Source organism: Fictibacillus arsenicus (assembly GCF_001642935.1).
Lineage (GTDB): Bacteria > Bacillota > Bacilli > Bacillales > Fictibacillaceae > Fictibacillus > Fictibacillus arsenicus_B.
This window is the reverse complement of sequence record NZ_CP016761.1, coordinates 4,029,591-4,055,461: the sequence shown is the minus strand read 5'-3', so window position 1 is coordinate 4,055,461 and position 25,871 is coordinate 4,029,591. Positions and strand designations below refer to the sequence as shown.

The following is a 25,871-nucleotide window of genomic DNA, read 5'->3' as shown; positions in this document are numbered from 1 at the left end:
ATCATCTCTAAGGGGTCTTACTCACTTAACGTGATGGGAAATCTCATCTTGAGGGGGGCTTCATGCTTAGATGCTTTCAGCACTTATCCCGTCCACACGTAGCTACCCAGCTATGCCCCTGGCGGAACAACTGGTACACCAGCGGTGTGTCCATCCCGGTCCTCTCGTACTAAGGACAGCTCCTCTCAAATTTCCTGCGCCCGCGACGGATAGGGACCGAACTGTCTCACGACGTTCTGAACCCAGCTCGCGTACCGCTTTAATGGGCGAACAGCCCAACCCTTGGGACCTACTTCAGCCCCAGGATGCGATGAGCCGACATCGAGGTGCCAAACCTCCCCGTCGATGTGGACTCTTGGGGGAGATAAGCCTGTTATCCCCAGGGTAGCTTTTATCCGTTGAGCGATGGCCCTTCCATGCGGAACCACCGGATCACTAAGCCCGACTTTCGTCCCTGCTCGACTTGTAGGTCTCGCAGTCAAGCTCCCTTGTGCCTTTACACTCTGCGAATGATTTCCAACCATTCTGAGGGAACCTTTGGGCGCCTCCGTTACTGTTTAGGAGGCGACCGCCCCAGTCAAACTGCCCGCCTGACACTGTCTCCGAACCGGATCACGGTTCAAGGTTAGAATTTCAATACAGCCAGGGTAGTATCCCACCGACGCCTCCACCGAAGCTGGCGCTCCGGCTTCTCAGGCTCCTACCTATCCTGTACAAGCTGTACCAAAATCCAATATCAAGCTGCAGTAAAGCTCCATGGGGTCTTTCCGTCCTGTCGCGGGTAACCTGCATCTTCACAGGTACTATAATTTCACCGGGTCTCTCGTTGAGACAGTATCCAAGTCGTTACACCTTTCGTGCGGGTCGGAACTTACCCGACAAGGAATTTCGCTACCTTAGGACCGTTATAGTTACGGCCGCCGTTTACTGGGGCTTCAATTCAGAGCTTCTCCCGTAAGGGATAACCCCTCCTCTTAACCTTCCAGCACCGGGCAGGTGTCAGCCCCTATACTTCACCTTGCGGTTTCGCAGAGACCTGTGTTTTTGCTAAACAGTCGCTTGGATCTATTCACTGCGGCTCTCTCGGGCGATAAACCCTATCAGAGCACCCCTTCTCCCGAAGTTACGGGGTCATTTTGCCGAGTTCCTTAACGAGAGTTCTCCCGATCATCTTAGGATTCTCTCCTCGCCTACCTGTGTCGGTTTGCGGTACGGGCACCTCTTTCCTCACTAGAGGCTTTTCTTGGCAGTGTAGGATCAGGGACTTCGGTACTAAAATTTCCCTCGCCATCACAGCTCAGCCTTCACGTTGGACGGATTTGCCTATCCAACAGCCTAACTGCTTAGACGCACTATTCCATCAGTGCGCTCACCCTACCTTACTGCGTCCCCCCATTGTTCAAACGGAAAGGAGGTGGTACAGGAATATCAACCTGTTATCCATCGCCTACGCTTTTCAGCCTCGGCTTAGGCCCCGACTAACCCTGAGCGGACGAGCCTTCCTCAGGAAACCTTAGGCTTTCGATGGACAAGATTCTCACTTGTCTTTCGCTACTCATACCGGCATTCTCACTTCAAAGCGCTCCACCAGTCCTTCCGGTCTGACTTCACTGCACTTCGAACGCTCCCCTACCCCTGTCCCTAAAGGTACAAGCCATAGCTTCGGTGATACGTTTAGCCCCGTTACATTTTCGGCGCAGAGTCACTCGACCAGTGAGCTATTACGCACTCTTTAAATGGTGGCTGCTTCTAAGCCAACATCCTGGTTGTCTGGGCAACTCCACATCCTTTGCCACTTAACGTATACTTTGGGACCTTAGCTGATGGTCTGGGCTGTTTCCCTTTTGACTACGGATCTTATCACTCGCAGTCTGACTCCCGCGGATAATTCTCTGGCATTCGGAGTTTGACTGAATTCGGTAACCCTGTGGGGGCCCCTAGTCCAATCAGTGCTCTACCTCCAGGAATCTTGCCGCGAGGCTAGCCCTAAAGCTATTTCGGGGAGAACCAGCTATCTCCGTGTTCGATTGGCATTTCACCCCTACCCACACCTCATCCCCGCACTTTTCAACGTGCGTGGGTTCGGGCCTCCATTCAGTGTTACCTGAACTTCACCCTGGACATGGGTAGATCACACGGTTTCGGGTCTACGACCACGTACTATGTCGCCCTATTCAGACTCGCTTTCGCTGCGGCTCCGTCTATTCAACTTAACCTTGCACGGGATCGTAACTCGCCGGTTCATTCTACAAAAGGCACGCCGTCACCCGTTAATGGGCTCCGACTACTTGTAGGCACACGGTTTCAGGATCTCTTTCACTCCCCTTCCGGGGTGCTTTTCCCCTTTCCCTCACGGTACTGGTTCACTATCGGTCACTAGGGAGTATTTAGCCTTGGGAGATGGTCCTCCCGGATTCCGACGGGGTTTCACGTGTCCCGCCGTACTCAGGATCCACTCAGGAGGGAACGAAGTTTCAGCTACAGGGCTGTTACCTTCTTTGGCGGGCCTTTCCAGACCGCTTCACCTACTTCGTTCCTTTGTAACTCCATGTAGAGTGTCCTACAACCCCAGAGGGCAAGCCCTCTGGTTTGGGCTGTTTCCGTTTCGCTCGCCGCTACTCAGGAAATCGCATTTGCTTTCTCTTCCTCCGGGTACTTAGATGTTTCAGTTCCCCGGGTCTGCCTTCTCATACCCTATGTATTCAGATATGGATACCATCCCATTACGGATGGTGGGTTCCCCCATTCGGAAATCCCCGGATCAGTGCTTACTTACAGCTCCCCGAGGCATATCGGTGTTCGTCCCGTCCTTCTTCGGCTCCTAGTGCCAAGGCATCCACCGTGCGCCCTTTCTAGCTTAACCTTATATGATGTTTACACATCAAAGATTCTTGCTTTGGCGCAGATAAATAATCTATCTGCCTTGCATTACTTTGTTTGGATGTCGATATCTAGTTTTCAAAGAACATATAAAATAACCCTTTCATAAAAAATCTTAGAAAAGTGTTATTTAGTTGAGAGAGAGTTCTCTCAAAACTGAACAAAAGGCAAAAGGTGTACTTACGAAACAGTCGAAGCTGTTTCATAATCTCCATAGAAAGGAGGTGATCCAGCCGCACCTTCCGATACGGCTACCTTGTTACGACTTCACCCCAATCATCTGTCCCACCTTCGGCGGCTGGCTCCCAAAAGGGTTACCCCACCGACTTCGGGTGTTACAAACTCTCGTGGTGTGACGGGCGGTGTGTACAAGGCCCGGGAACGTATTCACCGCGGCATGCTGATCCGCGATTACTAGCAATTCCGGCTTCATGTAGGCGAGTTGCAGCCTACAATCCGAACTGAGAATGGCTTTTTGGGATTGGCTTGGCCTCGCGGCTTCGCAACCCTTTGTACCATCCATTGTAGCACGTGTGTAGCCCAGGTCATAAGGGGCATGATGATTTGACGTCATCCCCACCTTCCTCCGGTTTGTCACCGGCAGTCACCTTAGAGTGCCCAACTGAATGCTGGCAACTAAGGTCAAGGGTTGCGCTCGTTGCGGGACTTAACCCAACATCTCACGACACGAGCTGACGACAACCATGCACCACCTGTCACTCTGTCCCCCGAAGGGGAAAGCTCTATCTCTAGAGTGATCAGAGGATGTCAAGACCTGGTAAGGTTCTTCGCGTTGCTTCGAATTAAACCACATGCTCCACTGCTTGTGCGGGCCCCCGTCAATTCCTTTGAGTTTCAACCTTGCGGTCGTACTCCCCAGGCGGAGTGCTTAATGTGTTAACTTCAGCACTGAGGGTGGAACCCCCCAACACCTAGCACTCATCGTTTACGGCGTGGACTACCAGGGTATCTAATCCTGTTTGCTCCCCACGCTTTCGCGCCTCAGCGTCAGTTACAGGCCAAAAAGCCGCCTTCGCCACTGGTGTTCCTCCACATCTCTACGCATTTCACCGCTACACGTGGAATTCCACTTTTCTCTCCTGCACTCAAGTCTCCCAGTTTCCAATGACCCTCCACGGTTGAGCCGTGGGCTTTCACATCAGACTTAAGAGACCGCCTGCGCGCGCTTTACGCCCAATAATTCCGGATAACGCTTGCCACCTACGTATTACCGCGGCTGCTGGCACGTAGTTAGCCGTGGCTTTCTGGTTAGGTACCGTCAAGGTACGAGCAGTTACTCTCGTACTTGTTCTTCTCTAACAACAGAGCTTTACGACCCGAAGGCCTTCATCGCTCACGCGGCGTTGCTCGGTCAGGCTTTCGCCCATTGCCGAAGATTCCCTACTGCTGCCTCCCGTAGGAGTCTGGGCCGTGTCTCAGTCCCAGTGTGGCCGATCACCCTCTCAGGTCGGCTACGCATCGTCGCCTTGGTGAGCCGTTACCTCACCAACTAGCTAATGCGCCGCGGGCTCATCTGTAAGTGTCAGCCGAAACCGACTTTCAAAAAAGAAACATGCGTTTCTTCTTATTATCCGGTATTAGCCCCGGTTTCCCGGAGTTATCCCCGTCTTACAGGCAGATTACCCACGTGTTACTCACCCGTCCGCCGCTAAATCAGAGGAGCAAACTCCTCTTCATTCGCTCGACTTGCATGTATTAGGCACGCCGCCAGCGTTCATCCTGAGCCAGGATCAAACTCTCCATAAAAGTGTTTGACTTGCTCTAATTTGTTACTGACGGAATTAATTCTTAATTCCTTACCTTTGCTTTTGTTCAGTTTTCAAAGAACTTGTTTGCGTCACTTGTTTTAGCGACTTTAATAATATACCACGCTAAACTGTCAGAGTCAATAACTTTTTAAAACTTTTTCAAATCAATTCGTTATCAACTTAAAGTGTTGCAGCGCTGTTCTTAAGACAGCTTGATTAGTCTACCACGGATAAAGCCAGGTTACAATACATTAAAACAAAAAAGCTTCTATCCTAAGATAAAAGCTCTTCTATAAAGAGATCATTTCGTGTTTTTAAAGCGATGAACTCACCAGTTGAGTCTAATTTGACCATCGGACGTGTAGGCTGGCTTTCTTCAATGAAGACAATTTCAGCTACTTCATGATTAGTAAGTTTAACACGGCTGCCTGTTGAGAAGGTTGATAGGCCGGATAACAGGGCACGAATTACTTGATGATCGAACTTGCCAAACTGATCCTTCATCATCATTTCGAGTACTTTGAATGGAGATTGCTTGCTTCGATACGGACGTTCAGCTGTCATCGCCAGGTACACATCTGCTACAGCAAGTATTTTACTGAATGGATGAAGTTTGCTTCCTTGAACTTTTAGCGGATAGCCTGAACCGTCTTCCCGCTCATGGTGCTGCAGAACACCGAGCAAAACCCCTTCTTTTATAGATGGGATTTTTTTAAGCATATTATATCCATGGATGGTGTGTTTCTTAACCTCATCAAACTCTGCAGGGGACAGCGCGCCGCTTTTTTTCAAAATTGACGGCTGGACTTTGGCCATTCCGCAATCAGATAAAACCCCGGCAAGGCCTATTTGAATACAGTCTCCGTTTGAATAATTAAGTTTCTTTGCTAAAAACGTGCTCAATATCCCAACAGAAATTGCATGGTGATAAATATAATCTGCACTTGTGGCGTAGTGATGCAGCAATAAAATCTCTCTAGGAAAATTTGAACCTTCTTCAAGAACTTGTAAAACAGCTTGGCGAACTTCCAGCATATCTAATGGGCTTCCTGACTGCCAATTCGTAAATAATTGCTTATAGCGTTTGACCGTTTGCAGGTACAAGCTCGGAAATGAAGAGATATCTTCTTTTTTTAGCTGCAGAGACGTTTTCTCTTCTTGTTTAGCAGCAGGAGTTGCTGCATTTTCCTTTATGCTGTTTGCGTTGAAACCTGAATCATGAAGGATATCAATCTCTTCTATATTAAAACGAGTAAGTACTCTTAAATGTTCTGAATTTAATACAGTGTTTTTATTAACGATCGGCTGATTCGTCATCGAGAAAACATCTTGAACCAGCATTTGGCCAATCTTTGCCTGACTCGTTTTAACTTTCATAATACAATAAACTCCTTTTGTCCGAAAATTCATAGTTTAATTGTACATATAAAAAAGAGGAAAATGTATACTCATTTTCCTCTTTTAAGAAATTATTCGTTATTCTCTTCGTTGTTCTCTTCAGATTCATTCTCAGAAGCTGGCGATTCTTGCCCTTCAGTTACGATAGGTTCACCATTTTCATCTAACAGTTCATCTTCTGTTTCTTCTTCTCGTTCTACTACGGCAACCGTAGCAACATGATTGCTGTCATTCATAGACATCAATCTTACACCTTGCGTATTTCGGCCCATTGTCGAAATGCCAGAGATGTTCATTCGGATGATGATTCCTTTAGCTGTAATAATCATCAAGTCTTCTTCATCCGTTACAGTCTTCAAGGTAACGACAGGACCATTCTTTTCAGTGATATTAACTGTTTTAATCCCTTTACCGCCGCGTGACTGCAGACGGTATTCACTCATCGGTGTACGCTTGCCGTAACCTCTTGTTGTAACGATCAGGATGTCTTGTGTCTCATCCAATACTTCCATTCCAACAACTGCATCATCTTCACCTAGAGTAATAGCTTTAACACCTGTAGCTGTTCGTCCCATAGATCTTACGTCTGTTTCCTGGTAACGGATAGACATTCCTTGTTTTGTACCGACAATAATGTCTTTCGTACCGTCTGTTAAACGTACACCCATCAGTTCATCTTCATCCCGAAGATTAATAGCAAACAGACCACCTTTGCGGATATTGCTGTATGCAGATAATGGAGAACGTTTCGTTATTCCCTGTTTCGTCATAAAGTTAAGGTAAATTTCATCACTTTCCATATCCTCAACAGGGATAACAGCTGAAATGGTCTCACCTTGCTCGATCTGCAGCAGGTTGATGATCGGAATACCTTTGGCTGTTCTTCCGTACTCAGGAATCTCGTAACCTTTTAAGCGGTAAGCTTTCCCCTTATTCGTAAAGAACAGAATGTAGTTATGAGTATTTGTTGTAAACAGCTGTTCAACAAAATCATCTTCACTAGTGCCCATTCCTTGAATCCCTTTACCGCCGCGTCGCTGTGAACGGTAAGTGGAAATTGGAAGGCGCTTAATATAGCCTTTGTTCGTCAGCGTGATTACGATATTCGAACGCGGAATTAAATCTTCGTCCTCGATGCTGTTGAATCCGACCGAAATAATGGTACGTCTTGGGTTATCATATTTTTCTTTAACTTCAATAAGTTCGGTGCGGATGATCTCAAGAATCTTCTCTTCATCTGCTAAAATCGCTCTTAATTCAGCGATTAAAGCAACCAATTCACTATATTCGTTTTCGATCTTGTCACGCTCTAAACCTGTTAAACGCTGCAAACGCATGTCTAGAATTGCTTGAGACTGCTCATAGCTTAATTCAAACTTCTCCATTAATCCTTCACGAGCAACGTCAGTCGTTCTGGAACCACGGATCAATGCGATTACTTCATCCAAGTGATCAAGTGCGATACGCAGACCTTCTAAAATATGAGCTCTTGCTTCAGCCTTCTTAAGGTCAAACTCCGTACGGCGGCGAATGATCACTTGCTGATGCTTCAGGTAATGGTAAAGAAATTCTTTAATATTAAGAACTTTCGGCTGCCCGTCAACAAGTGCAAGCATGTTGATACCAAAGCTTGTCTGAAGAGCTGTTTGTTTATATAAATTATTTAAAATAACATTTGCATTCGCATCACGGCGGACTTCCATCACGATACGCATACCGTTTCGGTCAGATTCATCACGCAGGTCTGTGATACCTTCAATCTTTTTATCACGAACCAGTTCAGCAATTTTTTCAATGAGACGGGCTTTGTTTACTTGGTAAGGAAGCTCCGTAACGATGATTGCTTGCTTTCCGCTAGGCATTTCATCGATTTCGGCTTTTGCACGGATAATAATTGAACCTCTTCCGGTTTGATAAGCCTTGCGAATTCCTTCACGTCCTAAAATTTCCCCTGCGGTAGGAAAATCAGGGCCTGGAATAATTTCCATCAGTTCAGGGATTGTGATGTCTGGATTTTCACTTACTGCTAAAACTCCGTCAATTACTTCTCCAAGATGATGCGGCGGAATATTCGTTGCCATACCAACCGCGATTCCAGCAGCACCATTAACGAGCAAATTTGGGAAACGTGCAGGCAATACAACCGGTTCTTGTTCAGATCCATCATAGTTATCTTTGTAGCCAATTGTGTCTTTGTTGATGTCTCGCACCATTTCCATGGCGATCTTCGACATACGCGCCTCAGTATAACGCATAGCTGCCGCAGCGTCGCCGTCGACAGAACCGAAGTTACCGTGGCCATCGATCAGCATGTGGCGGAAGTTGAAATCCTGAGCCATACGAACCATCGTATCGTATACAGCAGAGTCGCCGTGAGGGTGATACTTACCGATTACTTCACCAACGATACGTGCAGACTTTTTATAAGCTTTGTCCGCTGTCATACCAAGATCGTTCATGGCATAAAGAATACGCCGGTGAACAGGCTTTAATCCGTCACGTACATCTGGCAATGCACGGCTGACGATAACGCTCATGGCATAATCCATGAAAGATGTACGCATTTCCGTACTAATATTTATTTCTTTAACCCGGGAACGTTCCATTTCAGACATTCGTTTTACCTCCATAACCTCTTGAAAAACAGGTTTTTAAAGCCCCTAATTCGGCTTTTAAACGAACCGAAACTGGACCTAGTCCAGCTTCAGCATTTTCTATGTTCAGCTTCAGCACCTAAAAATAAATGCTGAAACATTCTTAACTAAATATCTAAATTCTTTACGTACTGTGCGTTTTCTTGAATGAAATCACGGCGGGGTTCTACTTTATCTCCCATCAAGATCTCAAACGTTTCGTCAGCAGCCATTGCATCTTTCATTTCAACTTGAAGCAATGTACGTGTTTCCGGATCCATTGTCGTTTCCCACAGCTGGGTAGGATTCATCTCACCAAGACCCTTATAGCGCTGCAGCTGCGGCTTTGGAATTTGCGGAAGTTCAGCCAATAATTTCTCAAGTTCTTTATCATTGTATGCATATTCTATACGCTTTCCTTGCTGCACTTTATAAAGCGGCGGCTGAGCGATATAAATATATCCGTGTTCAATGATCGGGCGCATATAGCGGAAAAAGAATGTTAAAAGCAGTGTACGAATATGCGCACCATCGACATCGGCATCGGTCATGATAATGATTTTATGGTAACGGGCTTTTGTAATATCAAATTCGTCGCCGATACCTGTACCTAAAGCCGTGATAATTGCACGGACTTCGTTATTTGAAAGAATCTTATCCAGTCTTGCTTTTTCAACGTTAATAATTTTACCGCGAAGAGGCAAGATCGCTTGGAAGTGCCGGTCACGTCCCTGTTTTGCAGATCCGCCGGCAGAGTCACCCTCAACCACGTACAGTTCAGAGATGCTTGCATCTTTAGAAGAGCAATCTGCCAGTTTCCCCGGTAATGAAGAAACCTCTAATGCACTCTTGCGGCGCGTAAGTTCACGCGCTTTTTTCGCAGCAACACGTGCACGCAGCGCCATCATACCTTTTTCAACGATTGCCTTTGCTACAACCGGGTTCTCAAGCATGAAAGATGAGAACGTCTCAGAAAAAATAGATTCAGTGATCTGTCTTGCTTCAGAGTTTCCAAGCTTTGTTTTCGTCTGCCCTTCAAACTGCGGATCCGGGTGCTTGATCGAAATAATCGCTGTTAACCCTTCACGAACATCTTCACCAGTAAGGTTCGTGTCATTGTCTTTAAACAAGTTATTCTTTCGGCCGTAATCGTTGATCACACGAGTGAGAGCTGTTTTAAAACCAGATTCGTGCGTTCCGCCTTCGTGTGTGTTGATGTTGTTCGCAAAAGAATAGATATTGCTTGCATAGCTGTCATTGTATTGGAACGCGATTTCTACTGAGATGCCATCTTTTTCACCTTCAACAAAAATCGGCTCTTCATGAAGTACTCCGCGAGTACGGTTAATATGCTCAACGTATGACTTAATACCGCCCTCATAGTGGTATTCCTTCACTTCAGGCTCTTCCCCGCGTTTATCTTCTGCAATGATGCGAAGACCACGGTTCAGGTAAGCAAGTTCACGAATACGATTAGAAAGAGTCGGGAAATCATATTCTAATGATTCAGTAAAAATTTCTGGGTCTGGCTTAAAGTGTGTGCGTGTACCCGTCTTATCTGTTTCGCCGATAATTTTCAAGTCTGCAGTCGGTACACCGCGCTCATATGATTGATAATGCAGTTTCCCATCACGGGATACAGTAACCTCAAGCATTGTGGACAGCGCGTTAACTACGGATGCACCTACACCATGGAGACCTCCGGATACTTTATATCCGCCGCCGCCGAATTTACCGCCGGCATGCAGGACAGTCATGATAACTTCCAGCGCTGGTCTTCCCATTTTTTCATGCATACCAACAGGAATACCGCGTCCATTATCTTCTACAGTGATGCTGTTGTCCTCTTCAATCGTAATGCGAATCGTATCACAGTATCCTGCTAGCGCTTCATCGATTGAATTATCAACGATCTCCCATACAAGATGGTGCAAACCGCGTACATTTGTTGCACCAATATACATCCCAGGACGTTTACGGACAGCTTCTAGCCCCTCAAGTACCTGGATATTACTTTCATCATAATTTTGCTGATGCTCTAACTTTTGTTCAGTCGTCAATTGGTTCACCTTCATTCCGGTTTAAAAACGCTTTATTTATAAAACCTTTATTTTATATTCCAGCCATTTTCAAGTTCGAGGCGATCAGAGGCTCTCTTTTTTAACGTAGAGGCAGAAAGGGGAGACAAATAAATCGTTTTGTCAGTAATAATTACGGATTTTGCAGCATTCCCGCTCAAATCGGTCAATGTCTGATTCTTTTCATGCTTTTTAAGAAATTCCTTCGCAAGCTCAGAAGTCTTTAACGCATTGATATCCAATATAGCTAGTACATCTTTAGAATGAATAACTTCTTCATCACCTAAATGCAAAAGCAAATCCCTCACCTCATTTCAAACGTTCTATGGAGCCTGAATGAACTTGATAGGTTGCGGCCTTTTCCAATGTTTCATGGTGAATTCCTTCAACACTGGTCGTAGTAACAAAGGTTTGAACTTTCCCTTGGATGGTATTTAACAGATGAGATTGCCTGAAGTCGTCTAATTCAGAAAGTACATCATCCAGCAGCAGAACAGGATATTCTCCAACTTCTGAATGAATTAAATCGATTTCGGCGAGCTTCAGTGAAAGAGCTGTCGTGCGCTGCTGTCCTTGAGAACCGAATGTTTGTACATCTTTCCCATTTACCGAAAACAGCAGATCATCCCGATGGGGTCCAAATAATGATGTACCCCGTTCAATCTCTTTTTCTTTTATTTTACCAAATTTCGAATGAAACGCTTCTATCATTTTCGACAAATCGGGTTCATCGCATACCTCTACGGCAGGTTTGTAATGAATTTTTAAGCTTTCGAGCCCTCTCGATATGCCATGGTGAATCGGTTCTGCCCATCCTTGCAGCTTCTCCATGTATTTCATGCGTTTCATTGTAATTCTTGCCGCTTTATCTATAAGCTGTTCTGTTAATATCTCAAGCATCGTCATATTTTCGGTGCTTTTATTTCGATACATGTCTCTTAAAAGAGAATTTCGCTGAGACAGGATCTTTTGATACACAGATAAATCGTTCAAATAAACAGCGTTTACCTGGCCAATCTCCATGTCAATAAAACGACGACGCACCTGCGGACTGCCTTTTACAAGATTTAAATCCTCAGGTGCAAACATGACCACATTAAAATGTCCGACGTAATCTGTTAAGCGTCGCTGTTCAATGCGGCTGATTTTCGCTTTTTTTCCTTTTTGTGATATGACGAGGCTCAAATCAAAAGAACTGTTTTTCTTTTTGATGCTACCCTCTATTTTAGCATATTCTTCGTCCCAAGTTATTAACTCTTTATCTTTTGACGTCCGATAAGACCTCGCCATGGCCAAAACATAGATCGATTCCATGACATTCGTTTTACCCTGGGCATTTTCTCCAAGGAAAACATTGACCTTATTTTCAAATCTTAAAGACTGATCTTTATAGTTCCGGTAGTTCCTCAGATAAAGCTCTTCAATATGCAAAGGGATACCCCCTATTCCGTTGTTACCTTGAACTCTCCTATATCTGGAATGGACACGACATCACCCGCATATAGTTTTTTCCCCCGGCGTGTTTCATGTTCTCCGTTCACAAGAACTTCATGTTCTGCTAAATACCATTTTACCATGCCGCCCGATTGGATGACATCGGTTGTTTTCAGCAGCTGTTGAAGCGTTATAAATTCTGTATTGATCTTTACGCTTTCCATTTCAAAAACCTCCTGCTTTTATAATCAATGTTGCTCTTGAAAGTGGCTGATTTCCGTTCCAGGATGCTCGCTTTCCGGGGGGTGTGCGGTGAGCCTCCTAAGCGCTTTGCACTTTCAGGAGTCTCACCTGTCCCCATTGATCCCCCAGGAGTCTCGCACCTTGCACTCCGATCAACCTGTCAGTGATGAGAATGAATAAAAATGACTAAAAGCAACAATTTTTTAGAAAAGATCGTTATCGTTCTTACTAGTATCCCCAAAAAACGAGTCTCTTAGAAAAAGAAAAGAAAGCCGCCGGTCATCCGGCAGCTTAATATTTTAGTAAGTTCTTACCGGCAGGATTAACTGGCGGATAGTGTCATCTGAGACAGGCTGGATAAGGAATGGACGCATAGCACCTGTGAAAAGAATGCTGATTTCAGAACAGTCCATAACCTTAAGCGCCTCCATCACATACTTTGCATTGAAAGAAATTTTAAGTTCTTCCCCTTCAATGTCTTCAGCGATCATATGTTCAAAAACTTTACCGATCTCAGGCGAGTTCGATGATAGTTCGATCGTTTTGTTGTCCAGTGTTGCTAGTTTAACAACATTGTTTCTTCCTTCTCTTGCTAATAAAGAAGCTCGGTCGATCGCTTGCAAAAACTCTTTTGTTTTTAAAACAAATGTTGTTTTGCTTTCAGATGGAATCAGCTTTGAAGTGTCTGGGTAGTTTCCATCCAATAAGCGGGAGAACAATAAAATATTCTTTGCTTTAAATAAAATCTGATTGTTCGTAACAACAATTTGAACTTTCTCTGCAGATTCATCAAGAATTTTAGAAAGTTCATTCAAGCTCTTTCCTGGAATAACTACGTTTTGGAAAGATAACTCTTCTGCTTGTGAATCAATTGGCATTTTACGCTCTGCTAATCTGTGGCTGTCTGTTGCAATACAGTTAAGCAACCCATCAGATAATGTCCAGTTGACACCAGTTAAGATCGGGCGTGTTTCTGAGGTGGACACCGCAAAGACAGTTTGACGGATCATTGCTTTAAGCAGATCGCTTTGAATTTCAAAAACAAGATTTTCTTCAATCTGCGGCAAACGCGGATATTCTTCAGGATCGAGTCCCAATAAGCTGAATTCAGATGCACCTGAGCGAAGAGTTGTTTCGAAACGCTCTCCAACTTCGATCTCTACTGAATCATTTGGCAGCTTTTTAACGATTTCAGAGAAATAGCGTGCTGGAAGAACAACACTTCCTTCTTGCTTTACCTCAATATGTACAAGATCTCCTTCTTCAGTCGGTATCAATCGTTCAATGGAAATATCAGAATCACTACCAGTTAAGTGCACTCCGTCATAAGTCACTTCCATTTTTATTCCCGTTAAAATCGGAATTGTTGTTCGTGATGAGACGGCTTTCATGACATCCTGAACTGCTTCAATCAATTGGTTTAATTGAATCTTAACTTTCATTGTTTTACCCCCCTGATATTAATTAAAATCTTTTAAAAAAATAGTAGTAATAGTACTAGGCGCTGTGAATGTGTGGATAACCCGTTCAAACAAAGATAGAACAGCCTATCCACATGTGGACAGACTGTGTATAAAGCAACAGTAGTTATTCACAGTATTCAAGGTTGCTATTTAGATCGATTTTAACTGATCATGAATTTCTTGTACTTTCTTTTGCAGCACTTGATCTGTAATAAGCAATCTTGAAATCTTTTCATGTGCATGAAGAACAGTTGTATGATCACGGCCACCAAATTCTTCCCCGATTTTAGGAAGTGAGTTATCAGTTAGCTCACGTGAAAGATACATAGCGATCTGTCTTGGAAAAGCAACTGATTTTGTTCTCTTTTTCGCCGTGAAATCTTCGAGCTTAACGTTATAATGTTTGCCGACTACTTCTTGTATATGATGAATGGTAAGAGTCCTTGGTTTTGCTGACGGTATGATATCACGCAGTGCTTCTGCAGCCAAATCTGCGTTCATATCTTGATTAATTAAAGAAGAATAAGCTACAACACGTATAAGTGCACCTTCAAGTTCACGAATGTTTGTATCGATTTGATTTGCGATATAAAGCATAACTTCATTTGGAATATCAAGACCTTCAGCTTTCGCCTTTTTTCGCAGAATTGCAATCCTTGTTTCCAGATCTGGCGGCGTAATATCCGTTATCAATCCCCATTCAAAACGTGAACGGAGTCTGTCCTCTAATGTAGGAATTTCCTTTGGAGGACGGTCACTTGAGATTACAATCTGTTTGCTTTCTTCATGTAGTGCATTGAATGTATGGAAAAATTCCTCTTGCGTCTGTTCTTTTCCCGCAAGGAATTGAATATCATCTATAAGAAGCACGTCCACACTGCGGAACTTATTGCGAAATTCAACTGTTTTATTATCTCGAATAGAATTTATGAATTCATTTGTAAATTTTTCTGATGACAAATAAACAACTTTTGCCCCTGGATTATGTTCCAGTACATAATGTCCGATCGCATGCATCAAATGCGTTTTTCCTAACCCGACTCCACCATAAATAAATAGCGGATTGTATGCTTTCGCCGGTGCTTCTGCTACAGCTAGTGATGCAGCATGCGCAAAGCGGTTTCCAGAACCGATTACAAACCGGTCGAACGTGTACTTTGGATTAAGCATACTTTGAGAAACTTCTTCGTGAGGTTCATTTGGCGCTTTTGGTGCTTTTTTCATCGACAGCTCCAAGTCTAAATCTAAATCTGACTGATTTTGTGGAATGATGAACTTTACATCTAATGCCGCACCAGTAACGTCCAGCAAGGTTTCCGAAATAATGCCAGCATACCTTGATTCCAGCCAATCACGCGCAAATTCATTAGGTGCTGTGATGACAAGCGTATCATTTTGCAATGCATGGGCTGTTGTTGATTTTAACCAGGTTTCAAAGCTGGGCTTACTAACTTTTTTTTCTATAGCCGCAAGTGCTTTGGACCATAGGTCATTAATGTTTTCCAACCAATTTACCCCCCTTATCTCTTTTTAGTCATCCTATTTCAGCAGTCGTTTTCCCTGTTGTTTAAGGTTTGTACATGCAGTGAATACCTATGCATAAAAATAAAAGTCCACATGATATGTGAATGATAATTAATATAGTAGATAATAGGATTATAAACAGCCATACAGTGTTTGTGGACAACCTTTTAAACAGTGAATTTAAACTGTCCACAACTTTATCCACAGCATGTGAATAACTTTGTATAGCTGAGATGTTATTAACGAGTTAAAACACAACAAGCATATCAAAAAAAAGTAAGCTTGGCAACGGATTATTGTTACTTATCCACAACGCCCATACCTTGTGTAAAGAAGTTGTCCACAACACAAGATTTTGTGTAAAAGATGTCGATAATTGGTGTGGATAATGAAAAACATGTCGAAAAAAATGTCCACAGGAAGATAAAAAATGAAAAATGCGGTTTGAGTAAAAGGTTGTAGAATAGAGAGAAGATCGGAGAGAAACGTCTAACATTTATTAAAAGTAAAAACCACCTTGACAAATGAAGTGGTGAGTCATTATACTTTATTAGACTGTCTTTTATAAGAGATATCCTCAGGGAGGTGTAATATACATGAAACCTACATTTCAACCGAACAACCGTAAGCGTAAGAAGGTACATGGTTTCCGTGCACGTATGGCTACTAAGAACGGTCGTAAAGTTCTAGCTCGCCGTCGTCAAAAGGGAAGAAAAGTGTTATCCGCATAGGCCACTGACATCAGTGGTCTTTTTTTACTTTTATAGACCTATCCGCTCACTCCGTTTCGTATCTTTTAGTACGAATAATTCAGTTTTTGTCTAAACGATGTTTTACAAAACTAAATTAAACCGATACTGGAAGAGATCGCAGGACAATGGAATGAGATTGCTTAAATTGATGGAGTGTTAAATGGAATGAAGAAAGAGCAGCGCATCAAAAAAAATGAGGAATTTCAAGAAGTCTTCAAAAAAGGAAAATCAACGGCTAATCGCCAATTTGTTATATACAGCTTAAAAAAAGAAGATCAAGAGGTTTTCCGTATTGGTCTTTCTGTCAGTAAAAAGGTAGGAAAAGCTGTTACGCGAAATCGCATCAAGCGCTCGGTTAAAGAGATTTTTCATAAATACAGCGAACAATTGCTGCCAGGCAGGGATTATGTTGTTATTGCGAGAATACCGACAGCGAATATGGATTTTCATGAAATTGAAAAAAGTTTACTCCACGTATTAAACCGAGCGAACGTACTTAAAAAGAGGGTGTAAGAAGTGAAATCCTTATTTATAGGGATTATACGTTTTTACCAGCGGTGGATCTCTCCGATGACTCCGCCTTCATGCCGCTTTTATCCGACTTGTTCGCATTACGGTATAGAAGCTTTCAGGCAGCATGGTGCAATAAAAGGACTTTGGCTGACGGTTATTAGAATTCTGAAGTGTCATCCTTTTCATCCCGGGGGCGTTGACCTCGTGCCTGAAAAAAGAGACAATAAATAATTGAGATGAGATTTATGATTTTAAGGAGGATAAGAGTGTGCGCAAGAAAATAGGTTTAATCATTGCCCTTTTCGCACTCATGGCTGTCCTATCAGGATGTGGAACGATGGATCCTGTCACAGAAGACAGCACGGGAATTTGGGACACGTATTTTGTTTATCCATTATCATGGCTGATCACATATTTTGCAGATCTGACTGGTGAAAATTATGGACTAGCTATCATTATTGTTACTTTATTGATTAGAACGGCTTTGCTTCCTTTAATGATAAAGCAAACTAAGAGTTCTAAAGCGATGCAGGAAATTCAGCCTGAAATTCAAAAACTGCGTGAAAAGTATAAATCAAAAGATGCTAACACACAGCAAAAATTGCAGCAGGAAACAATGGCACTATTCCAAAAGAATGGTGTAAATCCATTAGCCGGATGTTTACCATTACTTATCCAGATGCCTATTCTTTTAGGTTTCTACCATGCAATCATGCGTACAGAAGAAATTGCTAATCACAATTTCCTTTGGTTTGATCTAGGAGATCCAGACCCTTATTTTATTTTGCCGATAGTTGCAGGTCTTACAACATTCTTGCAGCAAAAAATCATGATGGGCGGAATGGATAACCCAAATCCGCAAATGAAGATGCTTTTATACATCATGCCAGTCATGATCGTTGTATTTGCGATTAATTTCCCAGCTGCATTATCTTTATATTGGGTGATCGGTAACATCTTCATGATTGCACAAACATATTTCATTACGACCCCAATGAAAAAGAAAGAAAATCAAGTTGATGGGGGAGCTAAAAAGTGAAAAAGGTACAGGTAACAGGGAAAACGGTTGAAGAAGCAGTAGCAGCAGCACTAGAACAACTTCAGACTTCAAAAGAACAAGTAGAAGTGAAAATTCTTGAGGATTCCAAAAAAGGTTTTTTTGGACTCGGCGGGAAGCCGGCAGTTGTTGAAGTAACAGTGAAAGCTGATCCTGTTAAAACCGCGATCGAATACCTTCAGGATGTAACATCCAAGATGGGGGTGCCCGTTACCATTTCTCAGCGGCAGGAAAACGATCATCTAGTGCTTGATTTAACCGGTGAAAAAATTGCGATTTTAATTGGAAAACGCGGACAAACGCTAAATGCGCTTCAGCTTTTAACGAATATGGTTGCAAACTCAGATCCAGAAGCTAAGCATGTGAAAATTGTTCTTGATGCTGAAAATTATCGTACCAGACGGCAGGAATCGCTGGAACGTCTTGCTGAGCATTCCGCTCAAAAAGTGTTCATTACAAAAAAGAGCTTCGCGCTTGAACCGATGCCTGCTAATGAACGAAAAGTGATTCACTTAGCACTCAAAGAAAACCGGGATGTTGAAACAACTTCTGAAGGGGTTGAGCCATTTCGAAAAGTGGTTATCCGTCCTAAGAATACAATTAAAAGATAATGAAGCTTCAGAGGGTATTCCTCTGGGGCTTTTTATTTACTGCGGGCACATAATACGGTACACTATTTTTTATTGTGGATATTTATGTCCTTTTTTAACTACCAATTATCACAGCAGCCATTATAGGTCATACTAAATGATAAATATATAGAGCGTTTTATAGGGAAGTTGAGGTGAAATTAATGGAATACGATACAATTACAGCTATTTCAACCCCGATGGGTGAAGGGGCAATTGCAATCGTTCGTCTTAGCGGTCCGGAAGCGGTGTCGATCGCTGACCGTGTTTATAAAGGTTCTAAAATGCTTGAAGAAGCCGACACTCACACGATTCATTACGGTAAACTGGTTGATCCGAAAACGAACCAGGCTGTAGAGGAAGTCATGGTAAGTGTGATGAGAGCTCCGCGAACTTTTACGCGTGAGGATGTTGTGGAGATTAACTGTCACGGCGGATTAGTTTCTGTTAACCGGGTGCTTCAGCTCATTTTGCAGCAGGGAGCACGTCTGGCAGAACCAGGAGAGTTTACAAAGCGTGCTTTTTTGAACGGACGAATCGATTTGTCACAAGCGGAAGCAGTTATGGACTTGATCAGAGCGAAAACAGACCGGGCCATGAATGTTGCTCTTAATCAGATGGAAGGCCGCCTTTCATCTTTAGTCAGCAGACTAAGACAAACACTTTTAGAAACCATTGCCCATGTTGAAGTAAATATTGATTACCCAGAATACGATGCTGAAGAAATGACGCATTCTTTATTAAATAACAATCTTTTAACGGTAAAAAAAGAAGTAGAATCCATTTTGCAGACAGCTCAGCAAGGGAAAATTCTTCGTGAAGGTTTATCTACGGCTATTATTGGACGTCCGAACGTAGGGAAATCTTCGTTAATGAACGCGTTAGTTCATGAAAACAAAGCCATTGTTACAGATATAGCTGGGACAACAAGGGATGTTATAGAAGAGTATGTCAATGTAAGAGGTGTCCCTTTAAGGCTTGTAGATACAGCAGGTATCCGCGAAACAGAAGATATCGTTGAAAAGATCGGTGTTGAAAAGTCACGCAAAGTGTTAAAAGAAGCAGATTTGATCCTGCTCGTTTTAAACGGAAATGAACCGCTGTCCAATGAGGATGAAAACTTATTCCGTGCAGCCGCTGGGCTCGATAAGATTGTAATCATAAATAAAACAGATTTAGAAACAAATCTGGATATTGATCAAGTTAAAGTTTTAGCGGAAGGTTCACCTGTTATTGCTACATCATTAGTTAAAGAGGAGGGAATAGATGAACTAGAACAAGCGATAGCGAATCTATTTTTTGCAGGCGGAATCGAAGCACAAGATCTTACTTACGTATCAAACTCAAGACACATTGCATTGCTGCAGCAGACCATTCATCATATTGACGAAGCATTGGGCGGCATTGAAGCTGACCTTCCGATTGATATGGTTCAGATTGATATAACAAGAGCATGGGAGATACTTGGTGAAATTGTAGGGGATACCGTTTCAGAAAGCTTGATCGACCAGCTTTTCTCTCAATTTTGTCTCGGAAAATAAAAAAGAAGGAGGTAAGAACACATGGGATATAAAGCAGACATTTTTGACGTTATTGTCGTTGGCGCTGGCCATGCAGGTGTTGAAGCGGCTCTCGCCTCAGCTCGTATGGGTGCGAAAACACTTTGTCTGACGTTAAATTTAGATACCGTAGCCTATATGCCCTGCAATCCGTCTGTCGGCGGACCAGCAAAAGGGATTGTAGTGCGCGAAGTGGATGCACTTGGCGGCGAAATGGCTCGGAACATTGATAAGACGCATATTCAAATGCGGATGCTGAATACTGGTAAAGGTCCTGCGGTACGTGCACTGCGTGCTCAGGCAGATAAATATCTGTATCAACATGAAATGAAGAAAACAATGGAGAATACTGAAAATCTTACATTGCGTCAAGGGATGGTTGAACGCCTCATTATGGAAGACGGCGTTTGTAAAGGTGTTATTACGAAGACAGGGGCAGAATATGAGGCAAAAGCTGTTGTATTAACAACGGGTACTTATTTAAGAGGAAAGATCATCATAGGTGAACTCGCTTATGAGAGCGGTCCAAACAATATGGCGCCTTCTATTAACTTATCGTATCATCTGCAGGAACTTGGATTTGATATGGTTCGTTTCAAAACAGGTACTCCGCCGCGTGTAAACAGCAAAACGATTGATTATTCCAAGGCGGAAATACAGCCTGGAGACGATGTTCCCAGAGCTTTTTCATATGAAACAACAGAATACATTACAGATCAGCTTCCTTGCTGGCTGACTTACACGGGGGATGAAACACATCAGCTGATCAACGGCAACCTTCACCGTTCACCGATGTATTCTGGAATGATCGAAGGAACAGGTCCTAGATATTGTCCGTCAATTGAAGATAAAATTGTCCGTTTCAATGACAAGCCGCGGCATCAGATTTTCTTAGAGCCAGAGGGAAGAAACACTGAGGAAGTATATGTGCAAGGCTTATCTACTAGTTTGCCTGAAGATGTACAGAAGAAAATTCTTGCTACTATTCCTGGTCTTGAAAAAGCTGAACTTATGCGTGCAGGCTACGCGATAGAATATGATGCAATTGTTCCTACACAGCTATGGCCATCACTTGAAACAAAGAAAGTGAGCGGCTTGTTTACTGCAGGGCAGCTGAACGGTACAAGCGGCTATGAAGAAGCAGCGGGACAAGGGCTTATGGCAGGTATTAACGCTGCATTAAAAGTAAAGGGTAAAGAACCGCTGATTCTTGATCGTTCGGAAGCTTATATTGGTGTACTGATCGATGATCTGATTACTAAAGGTACGAATGAACCATACAGACTTTTAACATCGAGAGCTGAATACCGTCTTTTATTAAGACACGACAACGCTGATCTCCGATTAACGAAAAAAGGTTTTGAAATCGGACTGATACCGCAAGAACGGTACGAACGCTTTGAGGAGAAAAAAGCACAGATTGCGAAGGAAATTGAGCGTTTAGAACATGTTTCCATTAAACCATCTGAAGAGGTTCAGCAAGTTCTTGCAGAGGCTCAGTCTTCAGCGCTAAAAGAACCGATGACTGCTGCAAACCTGCTTAAACGTCCAGAAGTAACCTATCCTGTGATCCAAAGATTAGCACCTGCCGAAGCACCTCTAAGCGAAACTGTTTCAGAGCAGGTTGAAATCCAAGTGAAGTATGCTGGTTATATTGATAAACAGCTCGCACAGGTAGAAAGAATGCGCAAGATGGAAAACAAGAAACTGCCTGTTGACCTTGATTATATGGCGATAAACGGATTAGCAACAGAAGCTAAGCAAAAGCTGCACGAAGTACGTCCGCTTTCTGTAGGACAGGCATCACGAGTATCCGGGGTAAACCCAGCAGACATTTCTATTCTGTTGATTTACCTTGAACAAGGCAAATTGGCTAAGATTGCCCGTTAAGGGGGAACGCAACAAATGAATATCGAGATGTTTCAAGCTTCCCTAAATGAAAAGGGAATTGAGTTATCAGAAAAGCAGCTATCACAATTCGAAAAATATTTTCATTTGCTTGTTGAATGGAATGAAAAAATGAATTTAACGGCAATTACAGAAAAAGAAGAAGTGTATTTAAAGCATTTTTATGATTCTGTTACAGCCGCGTTTTATTTTAATTTTAATCAGGACATTACTGTATGTGATGTTGGAGCAGGTGCTGGTTTTCCTGCTATTCCGCTCAAAATTTGTTTTCCTGAGATCAAGTTAACGGTTGTGGACTCTTTGAATAAACGAATTGGGTTCTTAGAGCATGTTGTAAATGAACTTGGATTAGAGAATGTTTCAATGTACCATGATCGTGCCGAGACATTTGCTCACAGACCAGAATTCAGGCAGCAGTTTGATCTTGTTATGGCAAGAGCAGTTGCCAGACTTTCTGTTTTATCTGAGTTTTGCCTGCCGCTTGTAAAAAAAGGCGGACACTTTTTAGGGATGAAAGGTGCAAACCTTACTGAAGAGGTAAAAGACGGCGAAAAAGCGGTTAAACTTTTGGGAGGAAAGATTGAAGATGTTCATTCTTTCTTGCTTCCGATCGAAGAAAGCGAACGAAACATTGTCATTATCGAAAAAGTTAATGAGACGCCTAAGAAATTTCCGCGTAAACCTGGAACTCCTAACAAGTCGCCGATACAATAAAAAACCTCCTGTGTTTCACGTGAAACACAGGTGTTACATAAAAGAAAGATTTTTACAGACTTGCAGGATTTTAGGACTAGTGGGACGAAATAGATTAACAGGCAGATTACAAAAGGTGGTGTATTCGCATGAAGCATCCTTTTTCACGTTTATTCGGCATCGGCGAAAAGAGCCAGCAGACATTAGATCCAGAACCAGCTGAAAAAAACGACAACGAAGAAGTACTTCAAATTCCGGTTCAGCATATTATTCCAAACCGGTTTCAGCCCAGAACGGTTTTTATAGATGAACGAATTGAAGAATTATCACAAACCATCGAAACTCACGGCATCATTCAGCCTATTGTTGTTCGCGGCATTGGAGAAAACCAATATGAACTGATTGCGGGAGAACGCAGATGGAGAGCTGTCCAGAAACTTGGCTGGGAGAAGATACCGGCTATTGTAAAGGAAATGGACGATTCACAAACAGCATCTGTAGCTCTTATTGAAAACCTTCAGCGGGAAGAATTAACGGCGATTGAAGAAGCAATGGCCTACGCGAAGCTGCTGGAATTACATGGACTTACACAAGAAGGACTGGCGCAAAAGCTAGGCAAAGGCCAGTCAACGATTGCAAATAAGCTTAGATTATTAAAGCTTCCGCAATCCATTCAAGATGCTCTCTTGCAAAAGAAGATTACAGAACGCCACGCCAGGGCTTTAATTGTCTTAAAGACGCCAGAAAAAATGGAACTGGTCCTAGCGGAGATTCTTGAAAAGCAATTGAATGTTAAACAGACGGAAGACCGAGTGAAAAAAATGATAGAGTCTGAAACGGCAGAGAAAAAACCTCAAGCACGCCGCAAGTCATACAGCAAGGATATGCGCCTTGCCATCAATACGGTAAGACAATCAGTAGATATGGTCGTTCAAAGCGGACTTTCTATTGATACGGAAGAAGAAGAGCACGAAGAATTCTATCAGTTTACCATTCGAATTCCTAAAAATTAAGAGTTAAAACCATCAGCTGTTTAAAGCTGGTGGTTTTTTGTATTATTTCCTCAAAAATATCGGTGCTGATTTTTTCTAAAAGCTTGTTGCTTTTACCTATTTTGTTCATTATCTTCATTGACAGGTTGATTGGAGTGTAAGGTGCGAGACTCCTGCGGGATCAGCGGGACAGGTGAGACCCCGCCAGCACGAAGCGATAGGGAGGCTCACCGCACGCCCCGCGGAAAGCGAGCACCTGAAACGGAAATCAACCACTTCCAAGAGCAGCGAAGTTTACTCAAACAGCCTTTCTAAAAAAATTTTACATTTAAAAAATAATGCCTCAGAAAAAATCTTTTTTTTATTATTTCAATAAGTTATTTTAAAATCTTCATGATAGAATAATAGATAATTGATTGTTCATTAAGTGAGGTAGGTGACAACGTGGCGAAGATCATTGCAGTAGCCAACCAGAAAGGCGGAGTCGGAAAAACGACTACGTCAGTCAACCTTGGTGCATGCTTAGCATATTTCGGAAAAAAAGTATTGTTAGTAGATATAGATCCTCAAGGTAACGCGACAAGCGGTGTAGGAGTAGACAAAGGAGATATTGATCAATGTATCTACAATGTCTTAGTTGAGGATGTGGAAGTTAAAGATGTAATTGTGGAAACGATCTGTGAAGGATTACATATTCTCCCTTCTACTATCCAGCTGGCAGGAGCGGAGATCGAACTTGTACCGACTATCTCTCGAGAAGTCAGATTAAAAAGAGCATTAGAGAAGGTAAGTCCGATTTATGATTATATCATTATCGATTGTCCTCCATCTCTTGGTCTGCTTACGATCAACTCTTTAACGGCATCAGAATCTGTCATAATACCGGTTCAATGTGAATATTACGCACTTGAAGGGCTTAGCCAGCTGTTAAACACGGTACGTCTTGTGCAAAAGCATTTAAATACTGATCTTATGATTGACGGTGTATTGCTTACAATGCTTGATGCACGAACGAATTTAGGCATTCAAGTAATCGAAGAAGTGAAAAAGTATTTCCAAGATAAAGTGTATGAAACGATCATACCAAGAAATGTTAGACTATCAGAAGCGCCAAGTCATGGAAAACCGATTATTATTTATGATCCGAAATCCCGGGGTGCAGATGTTTATTTAGATTTTGCGAAGGAAGTGATTGGCATTGGCGAAAGGGTTAGGTAAAGGGCTTGGAGCGTTAATACAAAATGAAGAAGAACAAGTCCAAGAAGTCAGTGTAAAAGAGCTCAGGCCGAATCCGTATCAGCCCCGAAAAGTTTTCGACCAAAAAGCGATTGACGAGCTGAAGGAATCGATTCAGGAACATGGAATACTGCAGCCGATCTTGGCTAGAAAAAGCATAAAGGGCTATGAGATTATCCTTGGAGAACGAAGGTTCCGAGCTGCATCAGAAGCAGGACTTAAGAATATTCCGGTTATCATAAAAGATTATTCAGAAGAAAAAATGATGGAAGTAGCGCTGATCGAAAACCTTCAGCGGGAAGACTTAAATCCTGTGGAAGAGGCTCAGGCTTACCAGAAGCTAATAGACCATCTTAAACTTACACAAGAAGAACTGGCTTCCAGAGTCGGAAAAAGCCGTCCGCATATTGCGAACCATATCCGTCTCTTGCAGCTGCCAAAACCCGTTTTAGAGCTTTTGTCCAATGGCATGATTACGATGGGACACGGCCGTGCATTACTCGGACTTAAGAAGAAATCAAAAATGCAGCAGGTTGTTCAGCGGATTACAGATGACGGTTTAAATGTAAGACAACTCGAGAAGCTCATTCAAGACATCAATATGAATGTTTCACGTGGAACAAAAAAGAAAACTGCACAAACGGACGTGTTTTTTAAAGAGAAAGAATCATCATTACGAGATCGTTTTGGTACGAGCGTTTCTATCAAAAAGTCTAAACGCAAAGGGAAAATTGAAATAGAATTCTTTTCTCAGGATGATTTAGAACGGATTTTAGATCTATTAGAAAAGTAGCATGAAACCATCGATGAGGTGGTTTCTTTTTTACACTATGGGTTATCTGAAAAGTAGTTCTCTCAACCTACAAAGAGGGAGAATATTTGAACATCGAACCTGTTGTACATCCGGTTACATAGGAAACTCTTGAACGGAGCGGCTGTTTCTTGTCAAAAAAGCCTCGACAGTTGTAACTGATGCAGGATATGAGATTCCTTCCATCTTTGGCTGTAAGTCTGCTAAGTCTGTCATATTTACGAAGCAGCCGGACAAATAAAAACAATGAAGGAACTCTGCGGATCAGCTTCGGTTATACCGAAGAAGTAAAGATCAGA

General features: G+C 42.8%; 19 protein-coding genes and 2 rRNA genes. 11 read left to right on the top strand and 10 right to left on the bottom strand.

From position 1 onward, the window contains the following. The 10 genes from ABE41_RS00005 to dnaA form a co-directional block, all read right to left on the bottom strand. Window positions 1-2,863 (bottom strand): 23S ribosomal RNA (locus tag ABE41_RS00005). Window positions 2,864-3,097: 234 nt separating this feature from the next. Continuing rightward, window positions 3,098-4,647, bottom strand: a 16S ribosomal RNA gene (locus ABE41_RS20420). Together the 16S and 23S rRNA genes form the textbook arrangement of a ribosomal RNA operon. 275 nt (window positions 4,648-4,922) lie before the next feature. Further along, on the bottom strand, window positions 4,923-6,026 hold the full coding sequence (locus tag ABE41_RS20415; protein ID WP_083207909.1) for an HD-GYP domain-containing protein: 1,104 nt from the start codon (window positions 6,024-6,026) through the stop codon (window positions 4,923-4,925). Window positions 6,027-6,118: 92 nt separating this feature from the next. Further along, complete coding sequence (gyrA, locus tag ABE41_RS20410; protein WP_066294454.1) at window positions 6,119-8,662, bottom strand: DNA gyrase subunit A; 2,544 nt, start codon at window positions 8,660-8,662, stop codon at window positions 6,119-6,121. A 146-nt stretch (window positions 8,663-8,808) separates the two neighbouring features. After that, window positions 8,809-10,755 (bottom strand): DNA topoisomerase (ATP-hydrolyzing) subunit B, encoded by a 1,947-nt coding sequence (gyrB, locus tag ABE41_RS20405; protein ID WP_083207908.1) that lies wholly within the window; start codon window positions 10,753-10,755, stop codon window positions 8,809-8,811. A gap of 32 nt (window positions 10,756-10,787) precedes the next feature. Continuing rightward, window positions 10,788-11,057 carry an extracellular matrix regulator RemB gene (gene remB, locus ABE41_RS20400; RefSeq protein ID WP_066294449.1) on the bottom strand — a complete coding sequence of 90 codons (270 nt, stop codon included), beginning with the start codon at window positions 11,055-11,057 and terminating at the stop codon, window positions 10,788-10,790. 10 nt (window positions 11,058-11,067) lie between these two features. Beyond that, complete coding sequence (recF, locus tag ABE41_RS20395; RefSeq protein ID WP_066294447.1) at window positions 11,068-12,189, bottom strand: DNA replication/repair protein RecF; 1,122 nt, start codon at window positions 12,187-12,189, stop codon at window positions 11,068-11,070. Between the two features lie 11 nt (window positions 12,190-12,200). After that, window positions 12,201-12,416, bottom strand: coding sequence for a S4 domain-containing protein YaaA (gene yaaA, locus ABE41_RS20390; protein ID WP_066294444.1), 216 nt, complete (start codon window positions 12,414-12,416; stop codon window positions 12,201-12,203). A 318-nt stretch (window positions 12,417-12,734) separates the two neighbouring features. Beyond that, the gene (gene dnaN / locus ABE41_RS20385) at window positions 12,735-13,877 is read right to left on the bottom strand and encodes a DNA polymerase III subunit beta (RefSeq protein WP_066294443.1); all 1,143 of its coding nucleotides are present in this window, start codon (window positions 13,875-13,877) and stop codon (window positions 12,735-12,737) included. Between the two features lie 171 nt (window positions 13,878-14,048). Then, window positions 14,049-15,404 carry a chromosomal replication initiator protein DnaA gene (dnaA, locus tag ABE41_RS20380; RefSeq protein WP_066294441.1) on the bottom strand — a complete coding sequence of 452 codons (1,356 nt, stop codon included), beginning with the start codon at window positions 15,402-15,404 and terminating at the stop codon, window positions 14,049-14,051. A gap of 614 nt (window positions 15,405-16,018) precedes the next feature. Here dnaA and rpmH point away from each other — a divergent pair. From rpmH to ABE41_RS20330, 11 genes are all read left to right on the top strand, one after another. After that, window positions 16,019-16,153 (top strand): 50S ribosomal protein L34, encoded by a 135-nt coding sequence (gene rpmH, locus ABE41_RS20375; RefSeq protein ID WP_007201576.1) that lies wholly within the window; start codon window positions 16,019-16,021, stop codon window positions 16,151-16,153. Window positions 16,154-16,339: 186 nt separating this feature from the next. Further along, window positions 16,340-16,687, top strand: coding sequence for a ribonuclease P protein component (rnpA, locus tag ABE41_RS20370; protein WP_066294439.1), 348 nt, complete (start codon window positions 16,340-16,342; stop codon window positions 16,685-16,687). 3 nt (window positions 16,688-16,690) lie between these two features. After that, window positions 16,691-16,918, top strand: coding sequence for a membrane protein insertion efficiency factor YidD (gene yidD, locus ABE41_RS20840; protein ID WP_077361018.1), 228 nt, complete (start codon window positions 16,691-16,693; stop codon window positions 16,916-16,918). A gap of 37 nt (window positions 16,919-16,955) precedes the next feature. Then, window positions 16,956-17,726 carry a YidC family membrane integrase SpoIIIJ gene (spoIIIJ, locus tag ABE41_RS20365; RefSeq protein WP_066294438.1) on the top strand — a complete coding sequence of 257 codons (771 nt, stop codon included), beginning with the start codon at window positions 16,956-16,958 and terminating at the stop codon, window positions 17,724-17,726. Further along, window positions 17,723-18,355, top strand: a complete 633-nt coding sequence (gene jag / locus ABE41_RS20360; RefSeq protein WP_066294436.1) for an RNA-binding cell elongation regulator Jag/EloR — start codon at window positions 17,723-17,725, stop codon at window positions 18,353-18,355. Before spoIIIJ ends, jag begins: the two co-directional genes overlap by 4 nt. Window positions 18,356-18,537: 182 nt before the next feature. After that, window positions 18,538-19,914: a tRNA uridine-5-carboxymethylaminomethyl(34) synthesis GTPase MnmE gene (gene mnmE / locus ABE41_RS20355; RefSeq protein WP_066294430.1), complete on the top strand. Its 1,377-nt coding sequence runs from the start codon at window positions 18,538-18,540 to the stop codon at window positions 19,912-19,914. A gap of 21 nt (window positions 19,915-19,935) precedes the next feature. After that, complete coding sequence (gene mnmG, locus ABE41_RS20350) at window positions 19,936-21,822, top strand: tRNA uridine-5-carboxymethylaminomethyl(34) synthesis enzyme MnmG (RefSeq protein ID WP_066294428.1); 1,887 nt, start codon at window positions 19,936-19,938, stop codon at window positions 21,820-21,822. A gap of 15 nt (window positions 21,823-21,837) precedes the next feature. Next, a complete protein-coding gene (rsmG, locus tag ABE41_RS20345) occupies window positions 21,838-22,554 on the top strand; it encodes a 16S rRNA (guanine(527)-N(7))-methyltransferase RsmG (RefSeq protein ID WP_066294425.1) in 717 nt (238 codons plus the stop codon). A gap of 128 nt (window positions 22,555-22,682) precedes the next feature. Next, on the top strand, window positions 22,683-23,546 hold the full coding sequence (noc, locus tag ABE41_RS20340) for a nucleoid occlusion protein (protein ID WP_066294422.1): 864 nt from the start codon (window positions 22,683-22,685) through the stop codon (window positions 23,544-23,546). A 423-nt stretch (window positions 23,547-23,969) separates the two neighbouring features. Next, window positions 23,970-24,743 (top strand): ParA family protein, encoded by a 774-nt coding sequence (locus ABE41_RS20335; protein ID WP_066294420.1) that lies wholly within the window; start codon window positions 23,970-23,972, stop codon window positions 24,741-24,743. Beyond that, the gene (locus ABE41_RS20330) at window positions 24,724-25,554 is read left to right on the top strand and encodes a ParB/RepB/Spo0J family partition protein (protein ID WP_066294418.1); all 831 of its coding nucleotides are present in this window, start codon (window positions 24,724-24,726) and stop codon (window positions 25,552-25,554) included. The genes ABE41_RS20335 and ABE41_RS20330 overlap by 20 nt, the downstream gene beginning before the upstream one ends. Window positions 25,555-25,871: the final 317 nt, after the last annotated feature.

Excerpts from the sequence above, each read along its gene's own strand:
- rsmG (WP_066294425.1), top strand. The coding sequence starts at position 21,838 with ATGAATATCGAGATGTTTCAAGCTTCCCTAAATGAAAAGGGAATTGAG.
- gyrB (WP_083207908.1), bottom strand. The coding sequence starts at position 10,755 with ATGAAGGTGAACCAATTGACGACTGAACAAAAGTTAGAGCATCAGCAA.
- mnmG (WP_066294428.1), top strand. The coding sequence starts at position 19,936 with ATGGGATATAAAGCAGACATTTTTGACGTTATTGTCGTTGGCGCTGGC.
- dnaN (WP_066294443.1), bottom strand. The coding sequence starts at position 13,877 with ATGAAAGTTAAGATTCAATTAAACCAATTGATTGAAGCAGTTCAGGAT.
- noc (WP_066294422.1), top strand. The coding sequence starts at position 22,683 with ATGAAGCATCCTTTTTCACGTTTATTCGGCATCGGCGAAAAGAGCCAG.
- yaaA (WP_066294444.1), bottom strand. The coding sequence starts at position 12,416 with ATGGAAAGCGTAAAGATCAATACAGAATTTATAACGCTTCAACAGCTG.
- gyrA (WP_066294454.1), bottom strand. The coding sequence starts at position 8,662 with ATGTCTGAAATGGAACGTTCCCGGGTTAAAGAAATAAATATTAGTACG.
- rpmH (WP_007201576.1), top strand. The coding sequence starts at position 16,019 with ATGAAACCTACATTTCAACCGAACAACCGTAAGCGTAAGAAGGTACAT.
- mnmE (WP_066294430.1), top strand. The coding sequence starts at position 18,538 with ATGGAATACGATACAATTACAGCTATTTCAACCCCGATGGGTGAAGGG.
- ABE41_RS20415 (WP_083207909.1), bottom strand. The coding sequence starts at position 6,026 with ATGAAAGTTAAAACGAGTCAGGCAAAGATTGGCCAAATGCTGGTTCAA.
- rnpA (WP_066294439.1), top strand. The coding sequence starts at position 16,340 with ATGAAGAAAGAGCAGCGCATCAAAAAAAATGAGGAATTTCAAGAAGTC.